The organism is Kosakonia sp. H02 (assembly GCA_030704225.1).
Taxonomy (GTDB): Bacteria; Pseudomonadota; Gammaproteobacteria; order Enterobacterales; family Enterobacteriaceae; genus Kosakonia.
Genome location: CP131915.1, coordinates 742049 through 763068 on the forward strand (window position 1 = coordinate 742049; position 21020 = coordinate 763068).

General features: G+C 44.3%; 18 protein-coding genes. All 18 read right to left on the reverse strand.

Translation table 11 applies throughout. From position 1 onward, the window contains the following. Positions 1 to 143: 143 nt before the first annotated feature. The 18 genes from gndA to wcaK all read right to left on the reverse strand — a co-directional run bounded on the left by gndA (position 144) and on the right by wcaK (position 21002). On the reverse strand, positions 144 to 1550 hold the full coding sequence (gndA, locus tag Q5705_03660; protein ID WLI77666.1) for an NADP-dependent phosphogluconate dehydrogenase: 1407 nt from the start codon (positions 1548 to 1550) through the stop codon (positions 144 to 146). 161 nt (positions 1551 to 1711) lie between these two features. Continuing rightward, positions 1712 to 2767 (reverse strand): DUF1972 domain-containing protein, encoded by a 1056-nt coding sequence (locus Q5705_03665; protein ID WLI77667.1) that lies wholly within the window; start codon positions 2765 to 2767, stop codon positions 1712 to 1714. A gap of 41 nt (positions 2768 to 2808) precedes the next feature. Further along, positions 2809 to 3699 carry a glycosyltransferase family 2 protein gene (locus Q5705_03670; GenBank protein ID WLI77668.1) on the reverse strand — a complete coding sequence of 297 codons (891 nt, stop codon included), beginning with the start codon at positions 3697 to 3699 and terminating at the stop codon, positions 2809 to 2811. Continuing rightward, entirely contained in the window at positions 3662 to 4750 is a 1089-nt protein-coding gene (locus Q5705_03675; GenBank protein ID WLI77669.1) for a hypothetical protein, read from the reverse strand. The genes Q5705_03670 and Q5705_03675 overlap by 38 nt, the downstream gene beginning before the upstream one ends. Before the next feature lie 619 nt (positions 4751 to 5369). Further along, on the reverse strand, positions 5370 to 6656 hold the full coding sequence (locus Q5705_03680) for a hypothetical protein (protein ID WLI77670.1): 1287 nt from the start codon (positions 6654 to 6656) through the stop codon (positions 5370 to 5372). 92 nt (positions 6657 to 6748) lie between these two features. Continuing rightward, positions 6749 to 8020 carry an oligosaccharide flippase family protein gene (locus tag Q5705_03685; GenBank protein ID WLI77671.1) on the reverse strand — a complete coding sequence of 424 codons (1272 nt, stop codon included), beginning with the start codon at positions 8018 to 8020 and terminating at the stop codon, positions 6749 to 6751. Next, a complete protein-coding gene (locus Q5705_03690) occupies positions 8017 to 9117 on the reverse strand; it encodes a DegT/DnrJ/EryC1/StrS family aminotransferase (GenBank protein WLI77672.1) in 1101 nt (366 codons plus the stop codon). The genes Q5705_03685 and Q5705_03690 overlap by 4 nt, the downstream gene beginning before the upstream one ends. Before the next feature lie 3 nt (positions 9118 to 9120). Further along, positions 9121 to 9699 carry a DapH/DapD/GlmU-related protein gene (locus Q5705_03695; protein ID WLI77673.1) on the reverse strand — a complete coding sequence of 193 codons (579 nt, stop codon included), beginning with the start codon at positions 9697 to 9699 and terminating at the stop codon, positions 9121 to 9123. Positions 9700 to 9736: 37 nt separating this feature from the next. Next, positions 9737 to 10789 (reverse strand): Gfo/Idh/MocA family oxidoreductase, encoded by a 1053-nt coding sequence (locus Q5705_03700; protein WLI77674.1) that lies wholly within the window; start codon positions 10787 to 10789, stop codon positions 9737 to 9739. Position 10790: 1 nt separating this feature from the next. Then, on the reverse strand, positions 10791 to 12095 hold the full coding sequence (locus tag Q5705_03705; GenBank protein WLI77675.1) for a nucleotide sugar dehydrogenase: 1305 nt from the start codon (positions 12093 to 12095) through the stop codon (positions 10791 to 10793). 58 nt (positions 12096 to 12153) lie between these two features. Further along, complete coding sequence (gene rfbC, locus Q5705_03710) at positions 12154 to 12690, reverse strand: dTDP-4-dehydrorhamnose 3,5-epimerase (protein WLI77676.1); 537 nt, start codon at positions 12688 to 12690, stop codon at positions 12154 to 12156. Between the two features lie 2 nt (positions 12691 to 12692). Continuing rightward, a complete protein-coding gene (rfbA, locus tag Q5705_03715; protein WLI77677.1) occupies positions 12693 to 13571 on the reverse strand; it encodes a glucose-1-phosphate thymidylyltransferase RfbA in 879 nt (292 codons plus the stop codon). Between the two features lie 49 nt (positions 13572 to 13620). After that, a complete protein-coding gene (rfbD, locus tag Q5705_03720) occupies positions 13621 to 14520 on the reverse strand; it encodes a dTDP-4-dehydrorhamnose reductase (GenBank protein WLI77678.1) in 900 nt (299 codons plus the stop codon). Positions 14521 to 14522: 2 nt separating this feature from the next. Further along, positions 14523 to 15605 carry a dTDP-glucose 4,6-dehydratase gene (gene rfbB, locus Q5705_03725; protein ID WLI77679.1) on the reverse strand — a complete coding sequence of 361 codons (1083 nt, stop codon included), beginning with the start codon at positions 15603 to 15605 and terminating at the stop codon, positions 14523 to 14525. 401 nt (positions 15606 to 16006) lie between these two features. After that, positions 16007 to 16900, reverse strand: coding sequence for a GalU regulator GalF (galF, locus tag Q5705_03730; GenBank protein WLI77680.1), 894 nt, complete (start codon positions 16898 to 16900; stop codon positions 16007 to 16009). A gap of 177 nt (positions 16901 to 17077) precedes the next feature. Continuing rightward, entirely contained in the window at positions 17078 to 18493 is a 1416-nt protein-coding gene (gene wcaM, locus Q5705_03735; GenBank protein WLI77681.1) for a colanic acid biosynthesis protein WcaM, read from the reverse strand. A gap of 11 nt (positions 18494 to 18504) precedes the next feature. Further along, the gene (gene wcaL, locus Q5705_03740) at positions 18505 to 19725 is read right to left on the reverse strand and encodes a colanic acid biosynthesis glycosyltransferase WcaL (protein WLI77682.1); all 1221 of its coding nucleotides are present in this window, start codon (positions 19723 to 19725) and stop codon (positions 18505 to 18507) included. Next, positions 19722 to 21002 carry a colanic acid biosynthesis pyruvyl transferase WcaK gene (wcaK, locus tag Q5705_03745; protein WLI77683.1) on the reverse strand — a complete coding sequence of 427 codons (1281 nt, stop codon included), beginning with the start codon at positions 21000 to 21002 and terminating at the stop codon, positions 19722 to 19724. Before wcaK ends, wcaL begins: the two co-directional genes overlap by 4 nt. Positions 21003 to 21020: the final 18 nt, after the last annotated feature.

Here is a 21020-nt window from a genome sequence, read left to right on the forward strand (position 1 = left end):
GGTAAGAAAAGTGTCCAGGTGTGATTTTGCTGGCATTTCTCTGAAAACCGGCCAGCACTTACCCGATAAAACCACGGTTTCGACGAAAAAAAAGCCCGACTGCAACAACCGGGCTTGTATAAACCAAACGAATGATTATCGGATTAATCCAGCCATTCCGTATGGAATACGCCGTCTTTATCCGTGCGCTTGTAGGTATGCGCACCGAAGTAGTCACGCTGCGCCTGGATCAGGTTCGCAGGCAGGACGGCGGAACGGTAGCTGTCATAGTAAGCAACGGCTGCCGAGAAGGTCGGTACCGGAATACCGTTTTGTACCGCATAAGCCACAACATCGCGCAGCGCCTGCTGGTAATCGTCAGCGATTTTCTTGAAGTACGGAGCCAGCAGCAGGTTTGCGATAGCCGGTGTTTCGGCATAGGCGTCGGTAATTTTCTGCAAGAACTGGGCACGAATGATGCAACCTGCGCGGAAAATCTTCGCGATTTCACCGTAGTTCAGGTCCCAGTTGTGCTCGTCTGACGCAGCACGCAGTTGAGAAAAGCCCTGTGCGTAGGAGACGATTTTACCGAGGTACAGCGCACGGCGGACTTTCTCGATAAATTCAGCTTTGTCGGCAGCCGGTTTAGCCTGCGGACCAGACAGCACTTTCGACGCGGCAACACGTTGTTCTTTCAGAGAAGAGATATAACGTGCAAAGACGGATTCGGTGATCAGCGACAGCGGTTCGCCGAGATCCAGCGAGCTCTGGCTGGTCCATTTACCGGTGCCTTTGTTCGCGGCTTCGTCGAGGATAACATCAACCAGATATTTACCCTCTTCGTCTTTCTTGGTGAAGATATCTTTGGTGATGTCGATCAGGTAGCTGCTCAGCTCGCCCGCGTTCCACTCGCTAAAGGTTTTCGCCAGCTCTTCGTTTGACAGGTTCAGGCCGCCTTTCAGCAACGCGTAGGCTTCTGCGATCAGCTGCATGTCGCCGTATTCGATACCGTTGTGCACCATTTTCACGTAATGACCGGCACCGTCAGGACCGATGTAAGTGACGCACGGTTCGCCATCTTCGGCAACGGCGGCAATTTTCGTCAGGATCGGCGCAACAAGCTCGTACGCATCTTTCTGGCCACCAGGCATGATTGACGGGCCTTTCAGGGCACCCTCTTCACCGCCGGAAACGCCGGTACCGATAAAGTTGAAGCCTTCCGCTGAGAGTTCGCGGTTACGACGAATAGTGTCCTGGAAGAAGGTGTTACCGCCATCAATGATGATGTCGCCTTTATCCAGATACGGTTTCAGGGAATCAATCGCAGCATCGGTACCTGCGCCTGCTTTCACCATCAGCAGAATGCGGCGCGGGGTTTCCAGGGATTCGACAAATTCTTGCACGGTGTAGTAAGGAACCAGCTTTTTGCCCGGGTTTTCGGCAATCACTTCTTCGGTTTTTTCGCGGGAGCGGTTGAAGACTGAAACGGTATAGCCACGGCTTTCGATGTTCAGCGCCAGGTTGCGCCCCATCACGGCCATACCAACAACGCCGATTTGTTGCTTGGACATTACATACTCCTGTCAGGTGTGGTCACCGCGGCATGCGCGGCTTGAAATGTGCCAGAGATGTTAACTCAGGTGACGAAAGGTTGTGTAGTGGAAGATGCTCTAATTAATGTCAAAGCGCAGTAAGCGAACTAACAATACATCAGGTATTAGACATCACTAAATCAATACAGGGATTCGTACTGGCGGGTAATGATTTCCCACATATATCGGCGAGAAGCTATTTCCTTCATCGCCAGGGCCATTTTTTCAGTATCTAACAGAGGCACATTTAATAGTTTTCGTAGACTCATGCCATCTTTGAAATATAAAGCTTGATTCTCGGTTGTATATCGATTGAAGTTGCAATCAAAAGCATAAACAGGTTTAGCAAAATGCATAGCTTCAACCAAAGATGGATTTGTCCCACCAGCTGAATGACCATGAATATATCCTTTACATGCCATTCTTAATTTATAAAGTTTATTAATATCATAGATGGGCTCAATAAGTTCTATATTAGAATATCTGCCAAATTCATCAACCAGACTGCGTCCATAACTGCTTGAAGACCAATTGCCTACAAACTTAATTCTTTCAACCGAACCAGCGAAGGCCTCAAGAACAAGATGTATATTGTTCTCCGGTTCGATGCGACAAATAGTTAAATAAAAAGGCTGCTCATTATTTACGTCGATATCGACATCTGTCAACAAGGCGTGATCTCCGCCATAGGCAATGACAGTACTCGTACGCGTATATTCCTTCATGACATATTCGGATATCGCCTGATTATCAGTAATGACGACATCTGAATATCTAACAGCAAACGATTCAGAAAATTTCAAAAAAAGTCTGGCAAGCTTCCCCCACTTTTCTCTTTTCCATTCAAGCCCATCAATATTTGTAATAATTTTGCTGCGAGTAAATGATTTTAATAACGGTATTGCAATGGCTCCTGATACTCCGAGAATAAGAACCACATCAGGTTTAGCTTTTATCGATTTGAAGATGGAAACAATGTCATATAAAATACTTTGCACACCATTCGCTTTTAAAGGTATATATTCCAATGAAGCACCGTTATGCGTTTTTAAATCGGATGAGTGTTGTTTTGAAGAACAAAACACGTGATAACTCATACCAACTTCTGCAAAACGGGTAAGATTTTCAACCAAGGATTCAAAACCACCATATGCGGCGGGTAACCCCACAATTCCAACTACAGAAATTTTTTTCATCCTAAGAAAACCGTTTTAATAATGTGCACATGAGGAAAGAATCAAAATAATCGAATTAAATTCAATTTTATTTTCCTAAAAAACCACTGCGATATACTAATTCTGAATTCCTCTGGAAGATTATTATTAATTTTCATATCATAATTGTAAGTAGCAATGAATGACTTAACCTTCCTCAAGAGATAAGTGAGTGTTATTTTCTTGACACCAACCTGATTATTAGCATGTTGTCTGTAAAGAATGGTTTGCTTATTGAGAAATCCCACTTCGCCATATATGGATAAAATAACAACATACCAGTGATCATGAACGATCTGTCGTGATGGTGGCGGATATAAGGAAAGGCAATTAACTGCTGCTCGATTCAATATCATAGTACATCCCGTAACCCGGCTTAGACACAGGTAATCACGATAATCATTAGATTCATTCGTAATTTTTAGGATTTTCCGCATTGAATGATGAATAATGTTCAGTTGCTGATCAACAATGATCAAATCCGTGTAGATACATCGGATGTCGGAAATAAAGAGTGTTTCATCCATAATTGCATTGACAGAATCAGCAACTTTATTTGGAAGCCACACGTCATCCTGGTCACAAAACATAACAAAATTTGCTGAAGTATATTTCAATAACTCAGCGAAACTCAAAGACGACCCTAAATTTGCCTCTCCTCGAAAATATATCACTTGTGTTGGATATCGTTGATAGTATTCATTGATGATATCAAGAGAATTATCATTTGACATATCATCACGTATCAGCACGCGGATGTCTTTATATGTTTGGTTAAAAATGGAATCAAGCTGTTCAGCCAAATATTTATGGCCATTATAGACAGGAAGAAGAATCTCTACTAGAAGATCATTGTTCAAAACTATTTCTCTCAAGTCATTTTTTATTTGCAAGAACATGGGAAAAGAATTCATAACGTTTCTTTTCGAGGAACTTTGTATCAAGGAATTCTATTTTACTTGTAGGAACAACCTTATTCTTATTATCTTCGATAAACCTTTTCAAGGCAGCAGCTGCTTCTGGGGTTATATCTTTAGAAGTATCAATAAAATGAACAAAATCTGGTTGCAACTGTTGTTCGATAAAGGCGGTATCCTGATATCCCAAGATAACAGGATAACCATAAGCCAAATACTCCCGTACTTTTAGAGGGCAGGCTTCTACCATGTTTTTGCGGTGAAGTCCTAAAGTACCGATGCAGACCGCGCATTTTGCTAGAATGGCTATATATTCCTGAGTATTTAGATAACCATGATAGTAAAGATTGGGTAAATTATCCCCTTCAATCCCAACCACATGAAAGTCCATTTCAGGTAATTGACGTGCTAACTGTTCAATAATATCAACACCATGCCATGGTTGCCCAGGCGTACCGATAAAAAACAGCCCGGTTCGCAAATTAGAATAAACACTTTGTTTTATTGTTTTGTATGTATCAAGTGCTATTCCGTTTGGAACTACAACGGACGGCTTACCATATTTACTGTTGCTTAGATCGTTTTTTATCTCGTAAGTAACAGAAACGATGCCTGATACTTTTTTAAGAACCAAGCCTCGAAAAAATTTATAAGCAACATAGCGAATTATTGATTTAATATTTTTTTCGAATTTTATTAGCGAATGAAATTCTGATAGGTCAAGGGTATTCAATTCAGCAATGGATGTATATCTGGACATTATCCTGCTGATAGTCGTACTCCACGTATCGTATCGAAAGTAAACAATATCAGGTGAGAATATATTCAGCTCAGATAACAATTCCATATCCGGGAGGATGCGACTTATAATTGCACCCTGCATAATATGCTGATGAGCAGGCAGCATAGAATTACCTTTTTTTGGAACATACGCAAAAATTTTGATGTCTGCGCCCATACGCTCCCATTCCCGAACTTGCCCAAGAATTTTTTTTGTTACACCATCGTTTTTTGTAATATCATGTCTGATTAAATATGCAATTTTCATTAATTACCCATAAAATATGATAAAAAACCAATAACCGCTTACTTCCTAACTTAACGGAGCCAGCAAAAAAGCATCAGAGAGTTGCCAAGAGACGCTATACAATAAACTCACAGGTTTTTCCATTGCCGCAGAAATTAGGCATTCGCTGTAGTTTTGAAAATAAATTAATTTTGTAACAAATATCTACATATACAAAAAATAAAGAAAGAATTTAAAACCAGACCTGTGGATGTTTGGGCAAACATCTATAAAAACCATACCTCATCTAATATCACATCAACACTGAACATGGCAGAAGCATTGGCTTGCGGATTACCAATTATTGACTTCTGTTACCACAGCAACTACAAGTTCGCATAGCTTATTAATATACAATATTTCATCTATTTTTTGCGTCTTAATACTACCAAGTATTGTTAATTATTTCTTAAAATGACACCTCGGCTTTTTTAGAAGAAAGATTTCACAACGGCTATCACTGATTTATTAAATTTAGTCCAAGCATCTGATATTAGTACCGATCCCATATAATAATAGCCATTAGAATTTTTAGCGAGCAAGCCTACAAAATTAAATATACTACTCTATAAAAGCATATGAAAATTTAGCAAATGATGCATCATCTGCCTGACGTAGGATAATGCTTCATCAATAACAGTCCCATGCCTACAGAAATCAAATAAAAAGCCAATAAAATAAAGATTAAAGCAAGCATTACTGAATTATAAAGGTATAAATTTAGTTGGGAGGAAAAATTAGTACCAAAACTGCAATATGTAATGAAAGCCAGGAGTAACGGGGTTTTCCTTTTCGCCATAGTATAATAATATACAACTCCCGTTATTAACCCTACATAGAATGGCGATAATATTACACCAAACCAACCAAAGTTAGCCCACGCTTCACCTATAAACAATGTGCTGAGTAAATTCATTTTACCCTCAGCAACAGCAACTGGAAACGCGTATTCCATAGCTAAGCGAGTCGACGGTTGAATCATATCATTACCAATAAGTTCAGAAATCGTACTTGATAACGAATCGAATCCAATAAATGAATAAATATCCGGAAACATCTGTAACATCAAGTACATACCTGAAACTTGATCAATAAACATTCTGTTTACTAAATAAGCAACCACATCTCCGACTGATTGTTCAGTAATCACAAAAAACATAATTATAAGTAGTATTAATAGCGCAACACTCAAGATAAAAAATCTTAGTACAGGGATCCGGCCAACCATATAAATATGCATAAATAAAAAGAAGGCTAGATAAACAACAAGTGTGGACTTAGAAAGCGAAAAAGTCACAACATAGATAGACATGACAAAAAGAAGAATGAAAATGCATCTATCATAATGTGCCTTCGTAAGTCGATAACATGCATAAGCAACTAATGATAACAACGGCGTTAACTGCTCGAAAAATATGGTCTTTATAAAAAGCAAACCTGGAAAAGCACGTGAATTCATAACCCGGATGCGCAGAATTTCTTCATGAGACAAATGCGACAACAATGAAAGTTGCGGGACGATACCTATCGAAAAAGTCACATAACACAAAGCCATAAAACATACGGTTGTAAGACCTGTAAGCGTCAGACGAGTCAATTTATTATGGCCTGGAATTAATCCTATGAGTGGTTTAGATTGGTAACGTTGGAGAAAACCTACATCACCGATGCGAAAGAATAATAGTTTCGCAATTAAGACGCCTATTGGGAAAGCAATCATTGTATATAAAATCAAATAGAGACCGAGAGTACGACTCTCATTATTGACTTTATCCAAAACAGGATTCGACACGTCTGTATAATATATAAAGATCCCGCCTAATAATGAATTCACTATAATATTATAATAAAATATTACAGATATAATATTAAGTTGTCCAAGCGACATTGATCCTGCCGCAAGCTTAAACAGAAAACAGGATAGCAACACCACTATCAAAATGATCAATATCATAGTATACCGTAATTACAAGTGATATTTTACCGATATTTTTTTGTAAAAAAACCGGCTAGTTTCATAGATATCATAAGGTGCATTATGTAATAAATCACATAGCTGGCAGATATACCAACCACTGCATCAGTAGCATTTGCCCCGTAAAGAAGAGAAAAAGTTACTCCACAGCACAATAAAATCATACAAATCAAATTCCATTTTTGCTTTTGAGCTATATAAATAATAAAACTTAGCGGGCTAACAACGAACCGCATATAAATAGCTGGAATCAAAATCTGACCAAAGACACCAGCTTCATACCATGACTTTCCAAAGAAAAATTTAAAAAGTACAGGAAGAAAAATAAAACCAATAATTGCAGGTATAGTTGATATTGAGAACAGGGCAACGAAAGTTTTTTTATAAATATTTTTTGCATGCCCAAAGCGACTAAATTCTTCGCTTGCCTTTTGTTTAAATACATCAAGAAAAGCTCCTGAAATTAATGTCACAGGTGCCTGCAAAACGCGTTGAGTTAAAAAATAAAAACCTGCATATGATGGTGAGAACAATATCGCAAATAAGATATTGGGCAATTGCGAAGAAAATACATTTAATAGACTTGTCGGGCCATCAATGAGTGGAAAGTTAACATATTCCCTCCCTTGGAATAATACACGGCGCATTGAAACATAGCCTATCAAGCTGCTCCAATCTTGCTTTGCTTTTGCTAATAACCAAATAAAGGAAAACATTTGCCCAATAACAACGCCTGCAACGAGTCCACCAATTCCAAATTGTAATATCCCGGCTAACAACTGAACTGTGCCAGTGATGATACTTTGAAAGACTCGACTAATCGCCAGAACTTTAAATCTCGCTTGCCGATTATGCCAATAATTAATTATTTGATAACCAGCATAAAAAAAAGCGAATATAGGCACCCACGTTAACCATGGCGCAACTAATTCATTCTTTATGGATTGTGCAACTTCCAGACGAAAATAAAGGAAAAAAAACAACCATAATAAGCTCACAAAGATAGTTATCGAAAACGAAAATATTACTATTGAGAGCGCTTTAGTTAGATTTCGTGGTAGCGTGATCGCAAGTTCATAACGACCAGTTGCAATAGTACCGATAATGGTAGCAAGAGTGGTAAAAGTGGCAAATACCCCAAACTCAGTTGGGGTATAAGCACGTGTCAAAACCGGACTAATCAAAATAGGAATAAGCTGCGCAATCGATGTTCCAAACATCAGCGTAAAAACATTCCTAAAAAAGACTGACTTCATTATGTATTGATAACGACTCATAATGCAGAAATGATCTTGGCAAATACTTCTTCTGTCATATATGGATGCATTGGCAGACTTAATACTTGTTTGCTTAATTTTTCAGCAACAGGAAAATTACCTTCCTTATATCCGAGATAGTGAAACGCTTTTTGCAAGTGAAGGCATTTAACATAGTAAACCATTGTTGGAATACCGGCCTCTTTGCATTTAGCCATTACAGCTTCACGATCTTCCAAACAGATAGTGTACTGCGCCCAAGAACTGTAATACCCATCGGCAATAGTAGGAACTTTATATTTATCTGCGAGCACTTTAGAATATCTAGCCGCTAATTTATTCCGAGCAATAAGTTCTTGTGGGAAAACTTTAATTTTTTCAAGAAGAATAGCGGCCTGAATTGTATCAAGCCTACTGTTCATACCAATATTGATATTGTCGTATTTATCATTACCTTTGCCATGAACGCGTAGTGATTGAATTAAAGTCGCGTATTCACTGTTATTCGTAAAAATAGCACCGCCATCACCATAGCAACCTAGCGGCTTCGCTGGGAAAAAACTTGTTGTGGCGATATGGCCAAAAGAACCTGCTTTTTTCGTTTTGAAAGTACCACCAAAGCCCTGAGCGGCATCCTCAATAACGAGTAAATTATATTTCTCTGCAATTGAGTTTATTGCATCGTAGTTAGCTGGCAAGCCAAATAAGTCAACAGAGATTATAACTTTGGGTTTTAGTTTACCTTCTGAGATGGTTTTTTGTATTTTGCTTTCCAGATCGACCGGACAAATATTAAAACTATCCTCTTCAGAGTCAACAAAAACTGGCGTTGCATTTTCAAATGCAATAGCTTCAGCCGTAGCAAAAAAAGTAAAAGTAGGACAAAAAACTGCATCACCCTCTTTTACTCCCATTGCCATCAAAGCTAGTGTTAAAGCATCTGTCCCATTCGCACAGGTAATAGAATGTTTAACACCAACATAACTACTCAATTCATGTTCAAGCCGACTAACTTGCTCACCAGAAATATAATTTCCCTTTCTCAGTACATCATTAATTGCCGAATCAATTTCAGACTTAAGATATTTGTACTGCGCACCTAAATCAATGAACTCCATAATTTACTCCACTAAAGCCACACAATCATCCGTTAACAGATATTTTTCACCTGTATCCGGACAAATAGCTTCTGCTTGGCCAGTCAAAGGAAGATCCAATTTAGCACCATGGCGGCTCATCCACCCAATCTGTCGGGCTGGTACTCCAACCATTATTGCGAAAGGCTTGACGTTTTTATTAACGACGCAACCAGCGCCTATGAATGCATATTCACCAACTTCATTACCACATACAACTGTGGCGTTCGCGCCAATCGTAGCACCTTTTCTAATAATGGTAGGCTTATACTCATTTTTTCTCAGTACATGCGAGCGCGGGTTATACACATTAGTGAATACCATACTCGGACCACAAAATACGTCGTCCTCAAGGTATACGGCATCATAGATAGAAACGTTATTTTGAACTTTAACGTTATTACCTATTTTTACGTCATTGCCTACAAATACATTTTGACCGAAGGAGCAATTTTCCCCAATATGCGCACCACCGCAAATATGAGTCCAATGCCAAACTCGGGTGCCTGCGCCAATAGTTGCACCAGGATCAATTATCGCTGTATCATGAACTGTATATGTCATATAAATCCCAATAAATACGTATGAGGTAAATAATTCATCAAAGATCCAGCGGCAGACCTACGCGTTTTCCATCGCGCGCCGAACGGTAAATTGCAGATAACACTTCCAAAGATTTTAAGCCTTGTCTTCCGTCCGTTTCCGGCTCTGCTGTACCGTTGAGGACATTGATGACGTTGTCATAATAAAGGGGATGCCCAAAACCATATACGCTTGTTGTTTGATAGCTTGCGTCTTTGATGCGTTCGTCCATTGGATGTGGTTCAGCGAATTCCCAATGCTGGATTTCATTGACCGCAACGCCACCAATGCGTACGCTACCTTTCTCACCCAGAATAGTAATAGAACCTTCAAGATTTTTCGGGTACGTAAGCATAGTAACGTTCATACTCCCCATCGCTCCAGAGCGCCATTTTACCGCCACTGATCCGGTATCTTCTGCCTCAATTTTACGCTCCAGTGTACCAGTATAAGCGAACAGGCTCTCAATCGGTCCTATCAACCATTCAAGTAAGTCGACATAGTGGCTTGCTTGATTCATAAAAGCGCCACCGTCATATTCCCAGGTTCCGCGCCAAGAGGAAGCATTGTAATATTCTTGTGGCCGTGTCCAAAATACATTCACATTCACCATATAGATACGGCCGAAACGTCCTTTTACAACTGCATCTTTTAGTAATTGGAGGGTTGCATTACGTCGGTTTTGTTTAACCACAAAGAGACGCCGATTAGCTTCATCCGCCGCCTTTACCATAGCAAGCCCATCTTCCATACGTGTTGCCATCGGCTTTTCAGAAATAACATGAAAACCTTCGGAAAAGGATTTAATTGCCTGTATAGAATGTAAACCTGACGGGGTAGTGAGAATAACCACATCAGCATCCGAGTTTACCAACATGGCATCAATATCTTGGTGCCCTTTAGCACCAGTACTCGACACTGCCTCACTAAGTGCTTTTTTATCAATATCGCAGACATCAACTAATTCGGCGCGATCAGCATGCTTCTCAAGCGATGCAAAGTGGTTTTTTGCGATACGTCCGCATCCAACTAGCGCAAATTTTATCTTTCTATCAGAAATAATATTATTCATTTTACGCCCTAACGACATTGTTGGTTTCTTTATTAAATTTACCACGAGTATCAACGATAAATTTCGAATACATCTGAATCAGCTCGTAGTTGAATTTATCGTGATCGGTAGCGATAACAACGCAATCGAATGTCTTTAAATTTTCTTCAGTAATAGGAAGGCTTTCGAGATCGAAATGATGTTCACGCATTGTAGGGAATGCAGGTACATGCGGATCGCTATAAGATATTTCAGCGCCCAAATCGCGAAGTTTTTCCATAATAAAAACTGATGGACTTTCACGCATATCATCCACATTTTTCTTATATGCAATACCCAAAATAAGTATCCGGCTACCGTTTACAGATTGTTTATTCATATTTAGTGCATGGACAACTTTATCCACAACCCAATCAGGCATAGATGAGTTAACTTCACCCGCAAGTTCGATAAATCGGGTATTGAGGCCGTATTCACGAGCTTTCCATGTCAGATAAAAAGGGTCAATTGGTATACAATGTCCACCTAGACCTGGACCAGGGTAATAAGGAACGAAGCCGAATGGTTTAGTAGCAGCCGCACGGATTACTTCAAAAATATCAATATTCATCTTGTCTGCCACAATCTTCATCTCATTCACAAGACCAATATTGACAGCTCGATGGATGTTTTCTAGCAATTTAGTCATTTCTGCGGCACGAGTACTGGATACCGGAACAACCTGATCAATGACAGAACCATAAAGTGCAAGCCCAATTTCCTGGCAAGCTGCTGTTACACCACCACAAACTTTAGGGATCGTACGAGTTGTAAAGTTTGGATTGCCCGGATCTTCGCGCTCAGGCGAATAGCATAAAAAGATATTATCACCGACTTTGTATCCTCGCGATTCAATACGCGGAAGCAATTCTTCATCAGTGGTACCTGGGTAAGTAGTAGATTCGAGTGAAACAAAATGTCCTTCTCTCAAATAAGGTACTAATGCATCGGTAGTATTGATAACAAATGAAAGATCTGGCTCTCGATATTTATTTAATGGCGTAGGAACACAAAGAATAAGCGTATCAGCCTCACCAGCTCTGGAAAAATCAGACGTTGCCTCAAATCCCCGATGCTTAGCTTCAACAATGCTCTCTGCCTTAATATGTTCAATATAGCTTTTACCAGCATTTAGATCGTCAATTTTCTTCTGATCAATATCGTAACCAATTACTTTGAAACCAACCTCAGCAAACCGCAGCATTAAAGGCAGACCAACATAGCCAAGTCCTACGATCCCAATCACAGCTTTTCTTTCTTGAATTTTTTGTATTAACAAATTTTTCATTACAACCTCGAATGCCTTTGACCCCATTGGCTTCTGCTTAAGGGGCAATTAATATTATTTAGTCTTCACAAAATAGTGCTTGTTTATTATCTTTATCTGACAGCACTGGCTCAAACTCAAGCGGCCATTGAATGTTAAAAGTTGGATCATTCCATATAATCCCTCTATCGCTCTCAGGATGATAATAATTCGTCGTTTTGTAAACAAACTCAGCGGTTTCACTCAAAACAAGAAACCCATGTGCAAACCCCTCCGGGATCCACAATTGACGTTTATTTTCTGCTGACAAGTTAACTCCGACCCATTTTGCAAACGTCGGTGAATCTTTACGAATATCCACCGCAACATCAAAAACCTCGCCCACTACGCAACGTACCAACTTACCCTGTGCATACGGCTCAAGCTGATAATGCAGGCCACGCAATACGCCTTTAGCGGATTTGGAATGATTGTCCTGAACAAATTCAACCTTACGTCCGACAGCTTCTTCGAAAACCTTCTGACTGAAACTTTCAAAGAAAAACCCTCGATCGTCCCCGAACACCTTCGGTTCGAAAATCAATACGTCAGGGATTTCAGTCTTAATTACGTTCATTGTTAATAACCTTTAATCATTTTCAGCAGGTACTGCCCGTAGGCATTTTTTTTCAGAAGTTCTGCCAGTTGCTTGACCTGCTCTGCGTCGATAAATCCTTTACGATATGCGATCTCTTCCGGGCAAGAGACTTTCAGGCCCTGGCGCTCTTCTATCGTCGCAATAAAGTTACTCGCTTCGATCAAACTCTGATGCGTGCCCGTATCCAACCATGCATAGCCACGCCCCATCATGGCGACAGACAAACGACCCTGCTCAAGATAAAGGCAGTTGATGTCAGTAATTTCCAGTTCACCGCGCGCAGAGGGTTTCAATGTTTTTGCCATCGCGACAACATCGTTATCGTAAAAATAGAGCCCAGTTACTGCGTAGTTACTTTTGGGTTCAGCGGGTTTTTCTTCCAGGCTGATTGCCGTGCCGTTTTTATCAAATTCGACCACGCCATAACGCTCAGGATCGTTGACATGATAAGCAAATACTGTCGCACCACTTTCCTGATTAATCGCTCCTTCCAGTTCTTTCGGCAGATCATGACCGTAAAAGATGTTATCGCCGAGCACTAACGCACAATCATCATTGCCAATAAAATCTTCGCCGATGATAAACGCCTGCGCCAGGCCATCCGGACTCGCCTGCACTTTATACTGAAGGTTAATTCCCCATTTACTGCCGTCACCCAGTAATTGTTCAAAGCGCGGTGTATCTTGCGGGGTGCTGATGATGAGAATATCCCTGATCCCTGCCAGCATGAGCGTGGATAACGGATAGTAAATCATCGGCTTATCGTAAATCGGCAGCAATTGTTTGCTGACCGCCATCGTAACAGGATACAGACGTGTTCCCGACCCACCTGCGAGGATTATTCCCTTACGTGTTTTCATTTCATATTCCCGAACGAAAAATGCCTTCCCAGAGGCATTTTAAAATCAATTAAACCGAAGCCGCCGCGAACCATTCAGCCAACATACGTTTTACGCCCCTCTCCCATTCAGGGAGAACAAGGTCAAATTCACGTGCAAATTTCTCTGTATTGAGACGTGAATTATGAGGACGTTTCGCCGGCGTTGGATACGCTTCAGTTGCGATAGCATTAACTTTGTTGACCGCTAACGGGATGCCAGCTTCGCGCGCCTCGGCAAAAACCAGTTGCGCAAATTCATGCCAGCTCGTTGTACCTGATGCAACCAGATGATAAAGCCCGGCCACCTCCGGTTTGTTTAAAGCGGTACGAATCGCATGGGCTGTACAATCTGCCAGCAGCTCAGCACCTGTTGGCGCACCGAACTGATCGCCAATCACAGACAGTTCTTCGCGCTCTTTCGCCAGCCTGAGCATAGTCTTCGCAAAGTTATTGCCTTTCGCTGCATAAACCCAGCTTGTACGGAAAATTAAATGATTGTGGCAATACTGCTGAATTGCCTTTTCACCTGCCAGCTTGGTTTCACCGTACACATTAAGCGGTGCCGGCTCGTCGGTTTCGCGCCAGGGTATTTCGCCGGTCCCCGGGAATACGTAATCCGTCGAATAATGAACCAGCCATGCACCAAGCGCTGCCGCTTCGCGCGCGATCGCCTCGACACTTGTTGCATTAAGTAATTGAGCAAAATCACGTTCGGATTCTGCTTTATCAACAGCGGTATGGGCAGCAGCATTAACAATAACATCAGGGCGGACGCAGCGAACCGTTTCCGACACGCCCTGCGGATTGCTGAAATCACCACATAAATCAGTGGAACGAACATCGACGGCGATAACATTACCCAGCGGTGCCAGGGCGCGCTGTAATTCCCAACCTACCTGCCCGGTTTTACCGAACAACAGAATATTCATGATTAACGTTTCTCGTAGTTCTGTTCAATCCAGCTTTTGTATGCACCGCTTTTAACGTTCTCAACCCAACGCTGATTATCCAGATACCACTGCACTGTTTTACGAATTCCTGAGTCAAAAGTTTCTTGCGGTTTCCACCCCAGCTCACGGCTGATTTTATCTGCGTCGATGGCATAGCGGCGGTCATGGCCTGGACGATCTGTGACATAGGTTAGTTGATCGCGATAAGAGCCTTTCTTCGGCACCATCTCATCAAGCAAATCGCAAATCGTATGCACTACGTCGAGATTCTGCTTTTCGTTATGGCCACCAATATTGTACGTCTCGCCTGCAACACCTCGGGTAACAACGGTATAAAGCGCCCGGGCGTGATCTTCAACATATAACCAGTCGCGTATTTGATCGCCTTTGCCATAAATAGGTAGCGGTTTTCCCTCAAGGGCATTGAGGATCACCAGCGGAATCAATTTTTCCGGGAAATGATAAGGACCGTAGTTATTTGAACAGTTGGTCACCATAGTCGGCATACCATACGTACGCAGCCAGGAACGAACCAGATGGTCACTGGATGCTTTAGACGCAGAATAGGGGCTGCTCGGTGCATAAGCCGTTTTTTCAGTAAAAAGTGGCAGCGCCTCGCCAGTAACGACTTCATCCGGATGCGGCAAATCACCGTAAACTTCATCTGTCGAAATATGGTGAAAGCGAAAAGCTTTTTTGCCAGCATCATCCAGAGCAGACCAATATGCACGCGCCGCTTCGAGTAAAACATAAGTGCCGACAATATTGGTTTCGATAAACGCAGCCGGGCCGGTTATTGAACGATCAACGTGGCTTTCAGCAGCCAGATGCATCACCGCATCGGGTTTATGTTGTGCAAAAATACGCGCCATTTGCGCTGCATCGCAGATATCCGCATGTTCGAAAAAATAACGCTCGTTTGTGCTGACGTCGATAAGAGATTCAAGATTTCCTGCATAGGTTAATTTGTCGACATTAACCACAACATCCTGAGAGTTATTAATGATATGACGAACAACAGCAGACCCAATAAAGCCTGCACCACCGGTGACCAGTATTTTCACGAGAATAATCCGTACTTGCTTTGCAGTGTTTTGAACAAAATGAATAGGTAAAGAGCAGGGCTAAGTAACATTAAGGCACGCTACCGCCCCAGGCTCTCCAGCTACCCGTGTACTGTGTGCGACAGTCGATATTTATGCTGTTAGTGCCCAGCATTGTATTAGTTTTAGTTGCCACCAGGCACAAATTGCTAAGCGGGTATTCTCCGCTGAAACAGCGCTGGAAACAAGGAAAAATCTTCCCGCTAATAGCGCAAAAATCCGATCACCTTACCTTATTTAATTATTGATTTTACAGCAAAAATAACAAAGGACAGTCAGGATAACCCTAAGCTGAATCGCTTAACGGCTACTCTTAGCTGCCCCCTGAAAAAGGTATTAAATTACCTGTCGTTTTTAATTGTTCATTGTGCCAGCAATTTCTGGATGCTTTCGCGGAATTTTTGACCTTCTTTCAGGTTACGCAGCCCATAATTCACAAACGCCTGCATATAACCCATTTTCTTACCGCAATCGTAGCTGTCACCGGTCATCAACATCGCATCGACGGACTGTTTTTCCGCCAGTTGGGCGATGGCATCTGTCAACTGAACCCTTCCCCAGGCACCTGGTTCGGTTTTTTCAAGCTCAGCCCAGATATCCGCAGAGAGCACGTAGCGCCCTACCGCCATCAGATCGGAATCCAGCGTCTGCGGCTGATCCGGTTTCTCGATAAATTGCACGATACGGCTGACTTTCCCTTCGCTGTCCAGCGGCTCTTTGGTCTGAATCACAGAGTATTCAGAGAGATCGCCTTTCATTCGTTTTGCCAGCACCTGGCTGCGCCCTGTTTCACTAAAACGCGCCACCATCGCCGCAAGATTGTAGCGCAGCGGGTCAGCCGTAGCCGTGTCCAGCACGATATCCGGCAGCACCACGATAAACGGGTTATCACCCACCACCGGACGCGCGCACAGAATCGAGTGACCCAGGCCCAGCGGCTGCGCCTGACGCACGTTCATGATAGTCACGCCCGGCGGGCAAATAGATTGCACTTCCGCCAGCAACTGGCGCTTAACACGCTGTTCGAGCAGCGCTTCAAGTTCGTAGGAGGTGTCGAAGTGGTTCTCTACGGCGTTTTTGGACGAGTGAGTCACCAGAACGATTTCTTTGATCCCAGCAGCAACAACTTCGTCAACGATGTATTGAATCATCGGCTTGTCGACGATCGGTAGCATCTCTTTTGGAATAGCTTTAGTGGCGGGAAGCATATGCATTCCCAAACCGGCTACCGGAATAACTGCTTTCAAATTAACCATTATTTCTTCCACCTATAATAATTGGATGAATTATAAACCTTTAACCCATTTTCGCCAGTGAGTTGCAGCGAGTCGTCGTGAAAGAGGTTACGCCTAATGTTCCTGTAAGGCAGTAGATGTAATCCCAACACAGGTATCAAAGCACCAGGATTCGTCGTAAAAGCACACTCCTCAGATTCAGGATCGTTTTGCAGGCAGCCGGAAATTTAAATTATCCACATTCACCACATGCTGATCGACGCGGTCGATATCCACCGAGCTTTGCCCTTTTTCATTGACTGCATGAATGTTCGCCAGCGACAACAAGGTATCTTTCTTCGCCATAAAACGACCGCGCACATCTTTGCGCAGATCAAAGTTGAGTTTCAGCGCCGGCCCCGTTGCTGCGTCCTGCGTGACATGAATATTACGCAGGAAAAGATGCTGTGGCTTGTTATGCAGCTCCAGCGTCGCGCGCTGCATTTTCAGGTTGGTGATGGCAACAAATGACGTCGCATTTCCCGAAGAGATCTGGATGCCGCGCAGTTTATATTTACTGTCGCTGTTATCCTGCTGAATATCGTTGAGTTTGAAGTTTTGCGGAATGGACAAATAATCGCCTTTGATGACGCCATAGCCAATCAGCATCCCGGCACTATTCACCATACTGACATTATCAATAACGAAATTATCACAGCCATAAATCGCCACTGTCGCGTTATCAATCCCCGCTTTTTTACTGAAATCCGGGGTGATATTTTTCGCTTTGATATTGCGAATGACAAAATGCTTGCCGTTTTCCACATGCACTAACTGGCGGCAGTTGCTGCCGGTAATATTCGCCACAACAAAGTTCTTTACTGCCTGATCTTCCGGGTAATTATTGTCGTAAGTGCTTCCCGCCAGCCCAATACCAATGCCCCAGTTTATTTTGCCGTTGGTGCAGTTGATATTGTCGATAACGTGATCGGAAATGAGGATATTGCGGTCATTGATCGCCACATTCCACTCGATGGCGTCGCCTTGTAAATCGCTGAAGCGGCTATTGGTAATGCGTACGCCATCAAGCTGGTTATGAAAACCCTGACGCAGGATGCCATAGTTTGCTTTGCTCACCGTGATGTTATCGATAACCAGATTGCGCATCACGCGCTTCTCTTTGCCACCAATGTAGATTTGCATCACCGGGCCATAGCCGCTCATGCTCACGCCCTGGATAACGCAATCGGAGCCACGCACATCCAGCATCACGTTGTGCAGGCTGCCGCCCTTTTCACCCACCACGCGGCTACCGTCCTGCAACACGATACGTCCGCGTCCGCTGCCCTTCAGCGCACCGCGCACCAGCAGGGTTTTCCCCGCCGGAATAAAAATGCCGGTATTGATATTTTCACAGACCAGACCGGCAGGGATCTCCACCGTTTGCGCCTCCGCAAAAGCCTGTTTGAGCGCGGCGGGCCAGTCATTGCGGTTGTAATCATTGATGTTAACGGTGTCGCTGCGCCCAAGCGCACGGGCAGCAGGCAGGTGCAGCAGAGGAAGGGCCGCCAGCGCAGAGCCGGCAGTGAGAAAGGAACGTCGTGAGAGCGCGGTTGCTCTGTTCTTTGCGGTCATAAAACCTCGCATCAAAGCGTTTGCAGCAGGCTGGCCAGTTGCTGATTAATGATTTTCTGGTTGAAGTCGGTTTCGACTTTTTCCCGCGCGCGGGTTACCACCGGCGTTAAATCGTCACTGGCCATTCCCGCAAAGGACGCCAGACGCTGTGCCAGCGCTTGCGCATCGTTTTCCGGCACCAGCCAGCCAGATTCGCCTGCCTTAATCAGTTCGGGAATGCCGCTATGTACCGTCGAAACCACGGGAATACCGACCGCCATCGCTTCCATCAGCGCAACCGGAATACCTTCCATATCGCCATCGGTGCCGGTAATGGACGGCAGTAAAAAGACATCCGCTTCATCAAGCAGCGCTTTGACTTCATGGCTCGGTTTAAAACCGGGCATCTCAATCACATCGTCAAGCTGGAACTGTTCGATAAGCGTACGCAGACGCCGTTCCCACGGGCCGATGCCAAGAATGCGGTATTTGAACTCCACGCCGCGCTCTTTTAACAATCGGCAAGCTTCGATGGCGACATGCAGCCCTTTTTTCTCCGTCAGGCGCGCCACAGAGATGATTTGCAGCGGGCGGCCGGGTTCTTTTACCGAACGCAGGCTAAAGCGGGTCATATCGACGCCCATACGCGAGACGGCAATTTTGGTTTCCGGGCAGCCCATATTTCTCAGGCGACCTGCCCACAAATCACTGATCGGCAGCATCAAATCGCCGCGCTGGAAGAGTTGCTGATACTCCGGCGTGTAGTGGTTCAGCACGTCGCGGTGGGAGATATCAATGCCGTGGAACACAGTAGCGATTTTGCCTTTCAGCACGCCGAGTTCCCGCAGTTTAGCGGCCGTGACGCCCGCCGGGCCAAAGTGGGCAATAAAGACATCGGCACTGAAAGTACGCGGCGCAAGGCCGCAAATCGCGGGCAGGATCAAGTTGCGCGCCTCGTCGCCGTAGCGGGACATATTCAGCGCTTTCCAGGTCGACGATTTGAAGCCGCCGCGCGCAATGGCCTGAGCACGGTAGCCCAGTTTTGCCAGTTTCCCTTCCGGCTCCGCCAGCAGCCAGTGCGTTTTCTCCGCCAGGTTGTACTCGGTATACGCGGCGTGGGTATTGTTCATATCGCCCTTATGCAGGGCGACAATCTCAACCTCGAATCCCATATTGATAAAGGCAACAATCTGGTTGAGCACAAAAGTTTCAGAAGATAAAGGAAACTTCAGCAAGAAGAAGCTGACTTTCATTTCACCCCCTGCACACGATCAAGCACCGATTTCACCATATTGATGCCGTGTTCGCGTTCGGCCGCGACCGCCGTCGCCAGCCGCGCGTTGATGGCCGGAAGCTGGCCCAGCGTATCAGCCGCCATTGACGCCAGCGAACCGTCGAGCAAGTGGCGAATATCGACCGCCATCTCCGGCATGCCCAGTTGCTGCATGATGCCCGCCGATTTGTGTTCGTAGTTAATGGCAATCGCCGGTGTGCCAAAATTCATTGAGATGATCGCCGAGTGCAGGCGCGTGCCCACGGTTAACTCGCAGGCGGCAAGAATTTTGCCCATCTCCAGATCGTTCAACTCATCCATCACCACGTGGTAACGCGATGGATCGCTAATGTACTGACGCAAGTTCAGCGCCACCATGCGGTCATCTTTGTTGTAGCTGTCGATCCCGGTACAGGTAGAGAGCGCAACCACCTGATAACCGGCGTCAATCACCCGGTTAACCACCTCGGCGAAAGCTTGTTCGTAAGCCTGCTGGGTGGTGCCGAGGCGTTTATCAAACGGGGCCAGTTCACGCAGCGTAATGGCAACGGTTTTGTCTTTCGCCGCCAGATCCAGCCAGTGCTGCACCGCATAACTGGCGGTAAAGTCATCCTCGTGATGCTCCACCAGCCAGGCGGTATCGACGCCCTGCTCCACTTTATCGGTGGTGATGCCGCTCTGTTTCATCAGATTCAGGCTGACGGTTTCACGCAGGATCAGCGCATCGCAATGACCAAAGACATAATTGGCGAGCTGGTTGAAGGCTTCATTCTGGAACGGCCCGACGCTGTGCCCAATCATAAACAGCGGTTTTTTCGCCATAAAGGTACAAAGCGCATGTTCAAACTGCGGCACGCCATACAGATCGACAAAGAACGAGCCGCCGACCTGGATAATGGCGTCATAATCCGCAAGGCGGCGCACAAAATCGGTAAACCCCTGGGCAATAGCGATGTTGCGCAGCTTGCCGGTATCGGTCACGCGGGAGAGCAGCACCTGGTGCTGATAACGGCGGCGCAGCACTTTTTTCACACGCCCCATCAACCCGGCGGCGTTATTGTGCTCCTTCATCTGGCTATAAAGCGGGTCACCCATCACCGGGCGGTTTAACAACCATGAGGAGCTCACCGGGTAGCGGCTCATCACATCCACCTCTGCATCAGGATTCAGGCGGGCGATAGCGTCCAACAATCCACGTAAAATTGCGCTGTCACCACGGTTGCCGCATGTGTGATTGCCAAGGATCAATAATTTCATAACGACCTCTTAAAAGGG